Below are 13,458 nucleotides of genomic sequence, written 5' to 3'. Positions count from 1 at the left end.
CCATGGGCACCACCGGTGCCGATATGTTAGCCTTTTAAAGCCGCTGCCGATCAGCGGCTTTTTTTATGTGCTTCAACTATCAGCCAGGCTGTAACGTTCACGTATAAGAAAGACGCACATTCGAAAATAAAAACTGCCCCACCGCCAGACCCAAGGAGCTAGTACCGGTGCCTTCCGCGTTTCGTTTTACCCCGCTGTTCATTGCGTTGACTGCAACGATCCCTTTCGCCGCTCAGGCAGATGAAGACAAGGCTGATGGCTTCATCGAAGGCTCGTCCTTCAACCTGCATTTCCGTAACGCCTACTTCAACCGCGACAACCACAACGCCGGCGTGCGCGACACCCGCGAGTGGGGCCAGGGCGCGGTTGCACGCTTCGAGTCGGGCTACACCCCGGGCGTGGTCGGCTTTGGCTTGGACGCCCACGCCATGCTGGGCCTGAAACTCGACGGTGGCGGCGGCCATGCTGGCACCAGCATTCTGCCAACCCACCAAAAGAACGAAGACGAACTGGGTGCTGCCCCGCACTCGTTCTCCACCGCCGGTGCCGCAGTCAAGCTCAAGGCGTTCGACACCGAGCTGAAAGCCGGTGACCTGTTCCTTACCAACCCGGTGATCGCCGGCGGCGAGACCCGCATGCTGCCGCAGACCTTCCGTGGTGTGAGCCTGACCAACACCAGCATCGACGGCCTGCTGCTCGAAGGCGGCCAGGTCAGCTTCACCAAGCCGTACAACCAGAGCGGCCACCGCCGCATCGACACTTACTACGGTTCGCTGGGCGAGCATGACAAGAGCAAGCACCTGAACTGGGCCGGCGCGTCATGGAGCGGTACCCCGAACATCACCGCCAACCTGTATGCGGCCGAGCTGAAGGACATCTGGAACCAGTACTACGCCGATTTCGACTACACCTACGTGGTCAGCGACCTGGTCAGCCTGAACCCGGGCGTGCACTTCTATCACACCCAGGACACCGGCCAGGCCCTGCTGGGCAAGATCGACAACAATACCTACAGCGTGCATTTCACCGTCAACGCCGGGTTCCACAGCGTCACCGCCGCCTACCAGCGGGTCAACGGCAACACGCCGTTCGACTACATCAACCTGGGCGACAGCATCTACCTGGACAACTCGCGCATGTACTCGGACTTCAACGCACCGAACGAGCGTTCGTGGAAGCTGCAGTACGCTTATGACTTCGCCGGCATGGACATTCCAGGCCTGACCACGGTGCTGTCGTACTCGCGGGGTGAGGCAGACCTGACCAAGGCCGTCCAGGACACCACCCACTACGATTACTACCGCGCCGATGGCAAGAACGCCACGCACTGGGAACGCGACCTGGATGTGAAGTACGTGTTCCAGGAGGGTGACCTGAAGGACCTGTCGGTACTGGTGCGCTATGCCACCCACCGTGGCAGCCAGGGTTATGCGTCGATCGACAGCAACAGCGACAACGATGAATTGCGGGTGATCGTGGATTACCCGTTGAACGTGTTCTGATCCAGGACCGCAAGCTAAAGATCCAACCTGTGGGAGCGGGCGTGCCCGCGAACACCGGCGAAGCCGGTGCCATGCACCGCGGCGCTTGCTTCGCGGGCATGCCCGCTCCCACAAGGTTCTCGGTCAGTCCAGAATAAGGTCTACCGCGATTCCGTCGGACAAATCTTGTTCGACAATCCCCGTTTCCCTAGAATGTCGCCGCCGCGAATGGCCCTGCCCACGCAGTAGCGAGCATGCCCCCCCGATCTCCGCGTTTCGCACTCTACAGGTCGCACCCCGAGCTGATCCTCAACCTGGGCAGTTGCCTTGCCGTGCTCGCCATCGTGGCCATCGTCAGCTACCTGCTGGCGCGCGAGCGCGACAATGTCGAGGTGTCGGCGATCCGCTCGTCCAACAATATCGTCCAGTTGATCGAAAGCGACATCCTGCGCAACGTCGAACTCTACGACCAGTCGCTGCAGGGCCTGATCTGGGCGGTCGGGCGCAAGGAGCTGCCGGAGATCCCCGGCCCGGTGCGCCAACGCCTGCTATTCAATGAAGCCTTTGTCGACCGCAAGCGCGGTGACGTGCTATGGCTGGACAAGCAAGGCAACGTGGTGGGCGATTCCACCAGCAGCGTGCCACGCAAGGCCAACTTCGCCGGCACGGGGGTTTTCCAGGCGCACCTGCACAACGCCGACCTCGGCCTGCTGGTGGGCCCGCCGTTCAAGGCCAGGCTCGGCGACCTGGACTGGTGCATCAGTTTCAGCCGGCGTATCTCCGATGCCAAAGGCGAGTTCGCCGGCCTGGCAGCGGGCGCGCTGCGCCTGTCGTACTTCAGTGAACTGTTCCAGCGCCTGGATATTGGCGAAGACAGCAGCATCAACCTGCTCAACACCGACGGCCAACTGCTGGCTCGCCAGCCCAGCCGTCCGCAAGACTCGCAAATCGGCAGCAACTATGCCGCGCGGCCCAATTTCAAACGTATTCTCAGCGAGCAGAGCGGCAGCTTTACCGCCCGCTCCAGCAGCAACGGCAAACCGCGCATGTACACCTTCGCCCGGGTCGCGCAGTTGCCACTGATCGTACTGGTCGTGCATTCGGCCGAAGATGTATTCGAATCCTGGCGGCGTACTGCGATCCTGGTCAGCGTTGCCACCGGTGGACTATGTGTGGGCATCCTCTGGCTGACCCTGCTGCTGGGCCGCGAATTGCGTCGCCGCCAGGAGGCCGAACAGGGCCTTGCGACGCTGGCCGCCACCGACAGCCTGACCGGGCTGGCCAACCGCCGACGCCTGGACCAGGTACTACGACAGGAATGGGCTCGTGCCCAGCGCAACCGCAAGCCGTTGGCAGTGCTGATGGTGGATGTGGACCATTTCAGGGCGTTCAACCAGCGCCATGGCCATGCCGGTGGCGACCATGCCCTGCGCGAAGTGGCCAAGACCATCGAGGCATGCATCCGCCGCCCGGCCGATGTGGCAGCGCGTTATGGGGGTGAGGAATTTCAGGTAGTGCTGCCGGAAACCGATCTGAGCGGTGCGCAAATGCTTGCCGAGCGCATTCGTAGCAGTGTCGAAGCGCTGGCACCGTTCGCCGATGATGCCCACTCGGTCACGGTCAGCATCGGCATCGGCCTGTCAGGCACCCAGCACGATCTGGCGAAGGTGCTGGGTGCTGCGGATGAAGCGCTCTACCGGGCCAAGGCCAAAGGCCGCAACCGGGTAGAGGGGCCGGCCGACTAGCTGCGAGCGTGCGCGGCGTTGCGCAAGGCCCTGACCTGATCATGGTTGCGCTGCACACCTTGCAGCTGTTTTTCCACCAGGGTGTAGGTCTGGTCGCTGGCGGTGCGGCCCAGCTTCACCAGTTTCTCGCGGGCTTCCTTGTAGGCCTTGAGGGCGTGGTCCTCGCCTCGCTCCACCTCGTTCAGCACCGCTTCCTCATCCTTGCCGGTGACCATCGCCTTGAGGTTGACCCAACCCCGATGCAGGTCACCGCTGATGCTGGTGGAGGTTTCCGGGTCGCCACCCAGGCGACGCACCTCGCTCTGCAGCTCGCCGGCTGCATTGGCACACTCACCGGCACGCTGAACGAAGAACGCTTTCAGTTCGGGGTTTTTCACATCATCGGCCGAGGCCTTGAAGCCTTTCTCGCCATCCTTGCTGTACTCGATCAGGTCGTTGAGCACGTCGATCACATCTTTGTTGGGATTGCTCATGGCACAAACTCCTTGACAGGTGATAGTCATCTGTAAGAGAGCAGCGTTCATGCCAAGCGAGGCTCGCCCATGAAATCTTTTAAAATCAATAAGATAGAAATACAGGACTAAAGCTGGAACACGGCGTTCTGCATGATTGCCGCTTGGGCCTTCGTGCAGATTGCAGTATGGTCGGCGCTTTCAACAGCCAGGTGCGCCGATGATGAAGCCGGAAACCCTCGAACTGCTGGTCACCCGTACCATGCCGTTTGGCAAGTACCAGGGACGAATCGTTGCCGACCTGCCGGGGGATTACCTGGCCTGGTTTGCGCGCAAGGGTTTCCCGGCGGGGGAATTGGGTGGGTTGCTGGCGCTGATGCATGAGGTCGATCACAACGGGCTGGGCGATCTGCTTGTGCCGTTGCGGCAGAAGCATCGGCGCTAGCCTGGACTGGCCCCTTCGCGGGTAAACCCGCTCCCACAGGTTCTCTGCAAGCTTGAAAATTGTGCAGTACCTGTGGGAGCGGGTTCACCCGCGAAGAGGCCAGTAAGGCCCACTGAAATCCCTAACCCTTCACCGGTGCCACCGCCAGCTCCACCCGCTCGCTCTTCTTGATCACCGCATACACCACCGCCGTCAGCAGGCTGCCCGCCACGATCGCCAACAGGTACAACAGTGCATGGTTGATCGCATTGGGGATCAGCAGCACGAACAGGCCACCATGCGGCGCCATCAGCTTGCAGCCGAAGTACATCGACAATGCACCGGTCAATGCCCCGCCGGCCACGCTGGCCGGGATTACCCGCAGCGGGTCCTTGGCAGCAAACGGGATTGCCCCTTCGGAAATGAAGCACAGCCCCAGCGCCAGGGCCGCCTTGCCCGCTTCACGCTCGCTCTGGGCGAACTTGCGCCGGGCCAGGAAGCTGGCAATACCCAGGCCAATCGGCGGCACCATGCCGGCTGCCATGGTCGCCGCCATCGGCGCATAGCTCGACGAGGCCAACAGCCCCACCGAGAAGGCATAGGCAGCCTTGTTGATCGGCCCGCCCAGGTCGACGCACATCATGCCGCCCAGCAACAGGCCCAGCAGGATTGCATTGGTGGTGCCCATGCTGTCGAGAAAATGCGTGAGGCCTTCCAGCATCGCCGCCACTGGCTGGCCGACCACGTAGATCATCACCAGGCCGGTGAACAGGCTGGCCAGCAGCGGAATGATCAGGATCGGCTTGAGTGCCTCCAGGCTGCTGGGCAGGCGCGCCCAGCGGGCAATGGCCTTGGCACTGTAACCGGCGAGGAAACCGGCAACGATACCACCGATGAATCCGGCGCCCAGGGTGCTGGCCAGCAGACCGCCGATCATGCCGGGCGCCAGCCCCGGGCGGTCGGCGATGGACCAGGCGATATAGCCCGCCAGCAGTGGCACCATCAGCTTGAACGCAGCCTCGCCGCCGATCTGCATCAATGCGGCCGGCAAGGTGCCCGCTTCTTTATAAGCCTCGATACCGAACACGAACGACAGGGCAATCAGCAGGCCGCCAGCCACCACCATCGGCAGCATGAACGACACACCGGTGAGCAGGTGCTTGTATACCCCGGTCTTCTCGCCCTTCGCTGGCGTGCTCGCCGCTGCGGCATCGCCGCTGTTTTCCACCTTGGCCTCAGCCAGGGCCTTGTCGAGGGTGGCACGGGCCTGCTTGAGGGCGATACCGGTGCCACAACGGTAGATGCGCTTGCCGGCGAAACGCGCGGTGGGCACTTCGATGTCGGCAGCCAGTAGCACTACATCGGCTGCGGCGATGGCTTCGGCAGACAAGGGGTTGCGCGCACCGACCGAGCCCTGGGTTTCGACGGTGAGCTGGTAGCCCAGCTGCTGCGCGGCCTGCTGTAAAGCTTCCGCAGCCATGAATGTATGCGCGACGCCAGTCGGGCAAGCCGTGACGGCGACGATGCGTGCGCCAGCGCTGCCAGCTTCGGCCGGAAGGCCTGGCACCGTGGCCAGCAGCCGGGCGTTGGAAGCCGCCTCATCGAGGAAGCCTTCGCGGTCGGCCAAAGCCTGGGACGGCGTGCTCTGGTACACGCGCTTGCCGACGAAACGGGCCAGGTCCACCGGGCCGGTGCTGACCACCAGCACCCAGTCGGCTTCGGCGATCTGCGCGGCGCTCAGTTGCCGCTCGGGGTGGCCGGCATCCTGCACTTCGACGCTGGTACTCCAGCCCCGCCGCTGGGCAGCGGCAGACAGCAAACGCGCGCTCAGCAGGCTCGACACCTGGCCGTTGGGGCAGGCAGTGACAATGGCAATGTTCATCGGCAACCCTCTTGTTGTTCTGTCAGTTGCACGGCGGCTTCCAGACGCGCCAGTTGTTCGCGGTCGCGGATGCCGAACCCAACCTGGGTAACAGCCTGTGCCGCGATCGCGGTGGCCCGGGTCAAGGTCTGCGCCGGGGCTTCACCCAGCAGCAGGCCGTGGACCATGCCGGCCACCAGCGAATCACCTGCGCCCACCGTGCTGGCAACCTGCACCTTGGGTGGGCAAGCATGTACGGCATGGTCATGGGTAAACCAGCTCACGCCCCGTTCGCCCGCCGACACCACCACGTGTTCTACGCCACTGGCCAGCAGGCGCTCGGCAGCTGCGCGCTGCTGCGCCGGGTTATCCACAGCCAGGCCGAGCACCTCGCCCAGCTCTTCGGTATTGGGCTTGACCAACCAGGGCGAGCTCTGCAGGCCGACACGCAGGGCTTCGCCGCTGCTGTCCAGGGCCACCTTGAGGCCTTGCGCCTTGAGCTGTTCGAGCAACTGGCGGAACCAGTCGGCACTGATCCCGCGCGGCAGGCTACCAGCCACCACCACCGCATCATGGCCCGGGGCAATCTGCGCCAGGCGGCGCAGCAACGCACTGCGCGCCGCTTCGTCGACTTCCGGGCCTTGGCCGTTGATGTCGGTGACACGGCCATCGGCCTCGACCAGCTTGATGTTGCTGCGGGTTTCGCCCGGCACGCGGACAAAGCAGTCGACGAAACCGCGCCAGCCGATCAACGCCTCGAAGGGCTGCAGGTTGTCACGCCCGAGAAAGCCGCCAACAGTGACGCTGTGCCCCAGGTCGGCAAGTACCTGGGCAACGTTCAACCCTTTGCCCGCGGCGTGGCTGTGCTGTTCCTGGCTGCGGTTGACCTGCCCGGGGCGCAGGGTATCCAGGCCGATGGTGATATCCAGCGCCGGGTTCAGGGTGAGGGTGAGGATCTTGGCCATTCAGTAACGCTCCACCAGCGCGCGAACCGCTGCGGCGCTGTCCTGTTGCAGGGCCTCGTGCGCCAGGGCGCGGGCCGTCTGGTAATCGGCCTGGCGAACCAGGGCCTTGACTTCGGCAATGCTGCGCGCGGCGACGCTGAGTTCGTCCACGTCCAGGCCCAGCAGCACGGCGACCGCCTGCGGGTCGGCCGCCAGCTCGCCGCACACGCCCACCCACTTGCCATGGGCATGGGCGGCGCGCACGGTCATGTCGATCAGGCTGAGCACCGCCGGATGCAGGCCGTCGGCCTGGGCCGAGAGGCTGGGGTGGCCACGGTCGATAGCCAGGGTGTACTGGGTAAGGTCGTTGGTGCCGATGCTGAAGAAGTCCACTTCGCGCGCCAGTTGCGGTGCCAGCAGCGCTGCCGAAGGCACTTCGACCATGATGCCCAGCTGCAGGTCGGCTACCGGAATCTCGGCGCGCAGGCGCTCGACCATGGCACGCGCCTCGCGCCACTCATGCACCTGCCCGACCATCGGGAACATGATCCGCAGCGGGCGCTGGTCGGCAGCACGCAGCAAGGCGCGCAGCTGGTCTTCCATAACCTGCGGGCGCTGCAGGGTCAGGCGTACGCCGCGCACGCCGAGGAACGGGTTTTCTTCGGCAGCGATCGGCCAGTACGGCAGCGGTTTGTCACCGCCGACATCAAGGGTGCGCACCACCAGCGGGCGCCCGTCGAGGCCATCGAGCACGCGGCGATACTCGGCTTCCTGGGTCGCCACATCCGGGGCCTGGGTGTGGGCCATGAAAATCAGCTCGGTGCGCAGCAGGCCCACGCCTTCGGCGCCCTGCTCCACTACCTTGGCGATGCCGTTGCTCTCGCCGATATTGGCGAACACCTCGACAGCATGACCATCGCGGGTAACCGCCGGCTCGAAGCGGTTGGCCCAGGCAGCCTGCAAGCGTTGCTCGCGCAGGTCGCGCTCGGCCAGGGCCCGTTGCAGTTCATCCGCCGGCGGCGCCACGCTGACCACGCCACGCTGGCCATCGAGCAGCAACGGCGTGCCACTGTCCAACAGCAGTATCGACGCGCCCGCGCCCACTACCGCCGGGATGCCCAGGGCACGGGCTACGATGGCGCTGTGGGCGGTGGCGCCACCCTGGGCGGTGACGATACCGGCGACGCGGCTCGGGTCCAGGCGGGCGACATCGGACGGGCCGACTTCGGTCATCACCAGCACGTAGGGTTGTTCGGGTTCAGCCTGGGCCGACACACCACACAACTGTGCCAGCACGCGGCGGCCGATGTCGCGCAGGTCGGCAGCACGTTCAGCGAGCAAGGCATCGTGCAGCGACTCCTGCTGGCGCGCCGCCGCCTCGATCACTGCCATCCACGCTGCCGCAGCGCTTTCGCCCTGGCCCAGGCGCTGCTCGACATCGTCGGTAAGGGCCGGGTCGGCGAGCATTTCCTGATGGGTGATGAAAATTTCGCCAATGGCCTTGTCGCTACGCTGGATCAAGGCCTGCAGCTCGCCATTCACGGTCGCCACGGCTTCACGCAGCTTCTGCCGCTCCTGGGCGCAGGACTCGCCGCGCAGGGGGTAGTCGAATTCACGCTCGACACACACATGCGCCGGGCCACTGGCAATACCCGGCGCCGCACCTACGCCCTGGATGCGGCTACCGGCTTCGGGCGCTTGCAGCACCTCGACCACTTCGCCGGCTACGGTCGCCACGGTCTGCGGCAGTGGCTCCACCTCTTCGCCCAGGCCGTCTTCGATGGCGGCCAGCAGCACCGGCAAGGCATCGGCGGCGATGCCTGGCTCAGCCACCAGTTCCAGCGCCTGGCCACGCCGGGCGCCGAGACTGAGCAGCTTGCTCAGGCTCTTTGCCGACACCGCCGGCTGCGCGCTGTCGACCAGGCGTACACGGATTTCCCCCTCGAAACCTTTGGCCAGTTGCGCCAATACCTTTGCCGGGCGGGCATGCAAACCATGCGGGTTGGCCAGCACCACGCGCGCACTGGGCCAGTCCGCCGGCGCTTCACCGCCGAGCACTTCCAGTACCGCGCGGCTGCTGGTGGCCTGGTAGAGCATCTGCCCGCGGCCTTCGATCAGCACTTCGCACAGGCGCTCGAGCAAGGCCTGGTGGGCTGCACCGAGGCTGGCCAGGCAGAACAGGCCGTTGAGCGGCTGGTCGCGGTAACGCAGCGGCTGCTGCGGGGTGATGAAGGCCAGGCCCGGCTGGCGCACCTGACGCTCGCTGTGCAGCCACCACAGGCCCTCGCCCAGCGGCAGCGGCTCGGCCTGCTGCAGCACGGCGGCAAAACCGCTGTCGACGCAGTCGGCGCGCTGCAACAGGCGGGCGCCGCGCCAGGCCAGTTCGTCGAAGTCTTCGGCCGCCAGGTTCAGGCCGACCAGCTGTGCATCCAGCGCCAGTTCCTGCGGCGCGCCCTGCAACAGTTTCAGCAACGCCTCGGCGGAACCGGCGCGGCGCAATGCCTCCGCCAGGTCGGTCTCGCCCAGGGCGCGGGTCAGCAGTTGCAACAGGCGCAGGTGTTCGTCCGAACGGGCGGCGATGCCGATGGCAAGGTAGACCATCTGGCCATCGCCCCAGTCCACACCCTCGGGAAACTGCAACAGGCGTACGCCGGTGGCGTACACCAGGTCGCGGGTCTGCGGCGTGCCATGGGGGATGGCGATGCCCTGCCCAAGGAAGGTGGAGCCTTGTGCCTCTCGGGCCTGCAGCCCTTGCAGGTACCCCTCGGCGACCAGGCCGTCAGCGACCAGCCGGTCGGCCAACAGGCGCAATGCCTCGGCCTTGTCGGCGGCCTTCTGGCCCATGGCTATCTGCTCCTTGGCGAGCTCGAGCATGACCTTCTCCTTTTGCAGTTCCCGGTCGGGTACTGGAGTATTGTTGTGAAATTCACTTGAACAGCCAGTTCAACAGCCTTGCACGGATGGCAGCCGAGGCAGAAAATTCGGCAGCTGAAACGATTAATCTGACCAGACGGCCACGTTACTCGATAATCTGCCGAGGAAAAAGCCCCATCCTGTCGGACAATTGCGACAATGGTCGTCTGCGCGTGGCGCCCTCGCCGGGTCAAACTACCCGGTCAGGGCTCACAGCCAGCCCCGGTAATAACAAGGAAAATTCGGTGAAACTCAGCGATATCGCCCGTCTGGCCGGTGTGTCCGTGACCACTGCCAGCTACGTCATCAATGGCAAGGCCGAACAGCAGCGCATCAGCAACAGTACTGTCGAGCGGGTACGCGCGGTGGTCGAGGCCCACGGCTTCACCCCCAACCCGCAGGCCGCTGGCCTGCGCAGCCGGCATACCCGCACCCTGGGCTTCATTCTCCCGGATCTGGAGAACCCCAGCTACGCCCGCATCGCCAAGCAGCTCGAGCAAGGTGCCCGCGCCCGCGGCTACCAATTGCTGATCGCCAGCAGCGACGACCAGCCCGACAGCGAGCGCCAGTTGCAGCAGCTGTTCCGCGCCCGCCGTTGCGACGCACTGTTCGTTGCCAGCTGCCTGCCGCCGGAAGACGACAGCTACCGCGAACTGCAGGACAAAGGCCTGCCAGTAATCGCCATCGACCGCCGCCTGGACCCTGCGCACTTCTGCTCGGTGATCAGCGACGACCGCGATGCCAGCCGCCAACTGGCCGCCAGCCTGCTGAGCGCCGCCCCGCGCAGTATCGCACTGATCGGCGCACGCCCCGAGCTGTCAGTCAGCCAGGCACGTGCCGGCGGCTTCGACGAAGCCCTGCAAGGCTATGCCGGCGAGGTTCGCCGCTATCAGGGCGAAGCATTCAGCCGTGAGTGCGGCCAGCGCCTGATGCAGCAACTGATCGACGACCTTGGTGGCCTGCCGGATGCCTTGGTGACCACCTCCTACGTGCTGCTGCAAGGGGTGTTCGACACCCTGCAGGCGCGCCCTGCCGACTCGCGCCAGCTGCAGCTGGGTACCTTTGGCGACAACCAGTTGCTCGACTTCCTGCCGCTGCCGGTCAATGCCATGGCCCAGCAGCATGGCCTGATTGCCGCCACCGCGCTGGAACTGGCACTGGCCGCGATCGAGGACAAACGCTACGAACCTGGCGTGCATGCCGTCGGTCGAACCTTCAAGCAACGCATTACAGCGGCCTGAACATGCGCCTGATCGACACCCACACCCACCTGGATTTCCCCGACTTCGACGCCGACCGCCCGCGCTTGCTGGCCAACGCGGCGGCGCGCGGGGTTGAGCGGATGGTGGTGCTGGGGGTGTACCAGGCGAATTTCCAGCGGGTGTGGGACCTGGCCTGTGCCGACCAGCGCCTGTTCGCCGCGCTCGGCCTGCACCCGATCTACCTTGACCAGCATCGCCCGGAGCACCTGGCGCAGCTGCGCGAGTGGCTGGAGCGCCTGCACGGCGACCCACGGCTATGTGCCGTGGGCGAGTTTGGCCTGGACTATTACCTCGAAGACCTGGACAAGGCCCGCCAGCAGAAGCTGTTCGAAGCGCAACTGCAGATGGCTTGCGACTTCGAACTGCCCGCCCTGCTGCACGTACGCCGCAGCCATGCCCAGGTGATCGCCACGCTCAAGCGCTACAAGCCGGCGCGGGCGGGGGTGATTCACGCATTTGCCGGCAGTTATGAAGAGGCCCGCGAGTACATCAAGCTGGGCTTCCGGCTTGGGCTCGGCGGCGCGGGTACCTGGCCGCAGGCCTTACGACTGCGCAAGACCCTGGCGCGGTTGCCGCTGGACAGCGTGGTACTGGAGACCGATGCGCCGGACATGGCGCCGGTGATGTACCCGGGGGTTAGGAACAGCCCGGAGCACCTGCCGGAAATTGCCGGGGCGTTGGCAGAGGTTATGGGCGTAGAGGTTACGGAGCTGGCTGAAGCCAGCACCCGCAATGCTTGTGAGTTGTTCAGATGGTAGACCTCGCGCGGTCGCTGTAGGAGCGGCCTTGTGTCGCGAAAGGGCCGCAAAGCGGCCCCGGCAATTCATGCGGCGAAGCTGACAGCCTGGGGGCTGCTGCGCAGCCCATCGCGACACAAGGCCGCTCCTACAGAGGTATGCGCCCGGCTTCAGATCAGACCAGCACCGTCCACAGCGCAAACCCGGCATACCACAGCACCGCACAGCGCAGCAGCAACTCCCACAGGCTGTCCAGCCGGCCCAGCCCGCGCTGGCTGTCTTCTTCCTCGGGAATATCATCGGCAATGCGCCCGACCCGCGCCACCAGGTGTGCGGCGCTGATGTGCCAGTTGAGCACTTCGTGCAGCATTACCCGGGTAACCGCGAGGAAGTTGCCTACCAGGGCAAAACTCAAGGCCAGCACCCGTACAGGCAGCCAGTCCATGATGTGCCTCAGCTGCTCGGCACGGGCCTTCAACGTCGGTTGCTTGCTGTGTTCGCCACACAGCGCCAGCAGGCGATAGGCCAGGGCTGCACCCGGACCCAGCACGAAGTACCAGAAGATCACCGCGAAAAAGCCCTGGTACACCTGCCACAGCAAGTTGCCCTGTACCCGCACCAACAGGCTGTGCGGCTCGTCGGCAACCAGCCCCAAGTCACGCTCGGCCACGTGCAGCGCGGCTTGGTCATCACCACGCCGCCAGGCATCGCGGAATGGCCCCAACGATGCTTTGGCATCGCCGCGGCCCAGGCTGTAGATCAGCACCAGCAGGTGCACCGGCAACGCCAGCAAGCCATACGCCACCGGGTCCAGCACATGCAGCAGCAATACCAGCAGCACTACCGGTGCCAATACCAGGATGGCCAGCGTCCACCAGGGGTGCACCTTGCCGCTGCGCTCCAGGCGCACCAGTTCGCCAAGGAAAAACCCGTCGCGCTGCACTTGATGGCGCAAGGCCGAGAACTTCTCGACCCACAGCGCCAGCAACAACACCAGAAAACTCATGCCTTGTCCTCGTTTTGCTGCAGCGCCTGTCGGTAGCGCGGCCAGTCGAAGGCCGGGCCGGGGTCGGTCTTGCGCTGCGGGGCAATGTCGCTATGGCCCTGGATGCGGCCCAGGTCGATGGCTGGCCAGGCACTGCGGATGTGCCAGGTAAGTTGCGCCAGCACCGCATACTGAGCATCGGTATAGGGCAGGTCGTCGGTGCCTTCCAGTTCGATACCGATGGAGAAATCGTTACAGCCCTCACGCCCGTCGAAGCACGACACACCGGCATGCCAGGCGCGGTCGCGCAACGACACGAACTGGGTCACCGCACCATCACGCTCGACGAACAGGTGTGCCGACACGGTCAGGTGGTTGATGCTGGCGAAATATGGATGTTCATTGGGGTCCAGGCGGTTCTGGAAGAACTGCTGGACCTTGCCGGTGCCGAAGCAGGCAGGCGGCAGGCTGATGTTGTGGATCACCAGCAGGGAAATCGATTCGCCTTCGGGGCGGGCATTGAAGTTCGGCGAGGGGCAGTGGGTGATTCCGATTCCGTGGAACCAGCCAGTAGCACGGTCCAATTGCATGGGGCAGATCCTGAAAACGCCGTGAACAGAGCATCAGTATGCCCTGTGGACAATGCCGTTTGCA

General features: G+C 64.8%; 11 protein-coding genes. 5 read left to right on the top strand and 6 right to left on the bottom strand.

The features are described from left to right. Nucleotides 1-167 precede the first annotated feature (167 nt). Both J5M58_RS20940 and J5M58_RS20935 read left to right on the top strand, forming a co-directional pair. Complete coding sequence (locus J5M58_RS20940; RefSeq protein WP_207879420.1) at nt 168-1,502, top strand: OprD family porin; 1,335 nt, start codon at nt 168-170, stop codon at nt 1,500-1,502. Between the two features lie 233 nt (nt 1,503-1,735). After that, complete coding sequence (locus J5M58_RS20935) at nt 1,736-3,226, top strand: sensor domain-containing diguanylate cyclase (protein ID WP_207879418.1); 1,491 nt, start codon at nt 1,736-1,738, stop codon at nt 3,224-3,226. On the opposite strand, the gene J5M58_RS20930 is transcribed toward J5M58_RS20935, so the two are convergent. Continuing rightward, nucleotides 3,223-3,699 carry a PA2169 family four-helix-bundle protein gene (locus tag J5M58_RS20930; protein ID WP_112252027.1) on the bottom strand — a complete coding sequence of 159 codons (477 nt, stop codon included), beginning with the start codon at nt 3,697-3,699 and terminating at the stop codon, nt 3,223-3,225. The genes J5M58_RS20935 and J5M58_RS20930 overlap by 4 nt on opposite strands. A 202-nt stretch (nt 3,700-3,901) precedes the next feature. Here J5M58_RS20930 and J5M58_RS20925 point away from each other — a divergent pair, with 202 nt between their 5' ends. After that, a complete protein-coding gene (locus J5M58_RS20925; RefSeq protein ID WP_112252043.1) occupies nt 3,902-4,123 on the top strand; it encodes a DUF3820 family protein in 222 nt (73 codons plus the stop codon). A gap of 121 nt (nt 4,124-4,244) precedes the next feature. Here J5M58_RS20925 and J5M58_RS20920 read toward each other — a convergent pair whose 3' ends face one another. The 3 genes from J5M58_RS20920 to ptsP are packed head-to-tail and all read right to left on the bottom strand — an operon-like array spanning nt 4,245 to nt 9,781. Next, nucleotides 4,245-5,984, bottom strand: a complete 1,740-nt coding sequence (locus J5M58_RS20920) for a PTS fructose-like transporter subunit IIB (protein ID WP_207879415.1) — start codon at nt 5,982-5,984, stop codon at nt 4,245-4,247. After that, nucleotides 5,981-6,928, bottom strand: coding sequence for a 1-phosphofructokinase (pfkB, locus tag J5M58_RS20915; protein ID WP_207879413.1), 948 nt, complete (start codon nt 6,926-6,928; stop codon nt 5,981-5,983). The genes J5M58_RS20920 and pfkB overlap by 4 nt, the downstream gene beginning before the upstream one ends. Continuing rightward, nucleotides 6,929-9,781, bottom strand: a complete 2,853-nt coding sequence (gene ptsP / locus J5M58_RS20910; protein ID WP_207879411.1) for a phosphoenolpyruvate--protein phosphotransferase — start codon at nt 9,779-9,781, stop codon at nt 6,929-6,931. Nucleotides 9,782-10,065: 284 nt separating this feature from the next. Between ptsP and cra the strand changes: the two genes are divergently transcribed. Then, nucleotides 10,066-11,061, top strand: coding sequence for a catabolite repressor/activator (gene cra / locus J5M58_RS20905; RefSeq protein WP_025337726.1), 996 nt, complete (start codon nt 10,066-10,068; stop codon nt 11,059-11,061). 2 nt (nt 11,062-11,063) lie between these two features. Continuing rightward, on the top strand, nt 11,064-11,840 hold the full coding sequence (locus J5M58_RS20900) for a TatD family hydrolase (RefSeq protein ID WP_207879409.1): 777 nt from the start codon (nt 11,064-11,066) through the stop codon (nt 11,838-11,840). Between the two features lie 154 nt (nt 11,841-11,994). Here J5M58_RS20900 and ampE read toward each other — a convergent pair whose 3' ends face one another. Together ampE and ampD are read right to left on the bottom strand one after the other, a co-directional pair. Continuing rightward, complete coding sequence (gene ampE, locus J5M58_RS20895; RefSeq protein ID WP_112252022.1) at nt 11,995-12,825, bottom strand: regulatory signaling modulator protein AmpE; 831 nt, start codon at nt 12,823-12,825, stop codon at nt 11,995-11,997. Continuing rightward, the gene (gene ampD, locus J5M58_RS20890; RefSeq protein WP_112252021.1) at nt 12,822-13,394 is read right to left on the bottom strand and encodes a 1,6-anhydro-N-acetylmuramyl-L-alanine amidase AmpD; all 573 of its coding nucleotides are present in this window, start codon (nt 13,392-13,394) and stop codon (nt 12,822-12,824) included. Before ampD ends, ampE begins: the two co-directional genes overlap by 4 nt. Nucleotides 13,395-13,458: the final 64 nt, after the last annotated feature.

This window comes from Pseudomonas sp. 32_A (assembly GCF_017490905.1).
GTDB classification, from domain to species: domain Bacteria; phylum Pseudomonadota; class Gammaproteobacteria; order Pseudomonadales; family Pseudomonadaceae; genus Aquipseudomonas; species Aquipseudomonas inefficax.
The sequence above is the reverse complement of the archived record's forward strand: the minus strand, read 5'-3'. Positions and strand labels throughout refer to the sequence as shown.

Excerpts from the sequence above, each read along its gene's own strand:
- J5M58_RS20935 (WP_207879418.1), top strand. The coding sequence starts at position 1,736 with ATGCCCCCCCGATCTCCGCGTTTCGCACTCTACAGGTCGCACCCCGAG.
- J5M58_RS20930 (WP_112252027.1), bottom strand. The coding sequence starts at position 3,699 with ATGAGCAATCCCAACAAAGATGTGATCGACGTGCTCAACGACCTGATC.
- J5M58_RS20925 (WP_112252043.1), top strand. The coding sequence starts at position 3,902 with ATGAAGCCGGAAACCCTCGAACTGCTGGTCACCCGTACCATGCCGTTT.
- J5M58_RS20920 (WP_207879415.1), bottom strand. The coding sequence starts at position 5,984 with ATGAACATTGCCATTGTCACTGCCTGCCCCAACGGCCAGGTGTCGAGC.
- pfkB (WP_207879413.1), bottom strand. The coding sequence starts at position 6,928 with ATGGCCAAGATCCTCACCCTCACCCTGAACCCGGCGCTGGATATCACC.
- ptsP (WP_207879411.1), bottom strand. The coding sequence starts at position 9,781 with ATGCTCGAGCTCGCCAAGGAGCAGATAGCCATGGGCCAGAAGGCCGCC.
- J5M58_RS20900 (WP_207879409.1), top strand. The coding sequence starts at position 11,064 with ATGCGCCTGATCGACACCCACACCCACCTGGATTTCCCCGACTTCGAC.
- ampE (WP_112252022.1), bottom strand. The coding sequence starts at position 12,825 with ATGAGTTTTCTGGTGTTGTTGCTGGCGCTGTGGGTCGAGAAGTTCTCG.
- ampD (WP_112252021.1), bottom strand. The coding sequence starts at position 13,394 with ATGCAATTGGACCGTGCTACTGGCTGGTTCCACGGAATCGGAATCACC.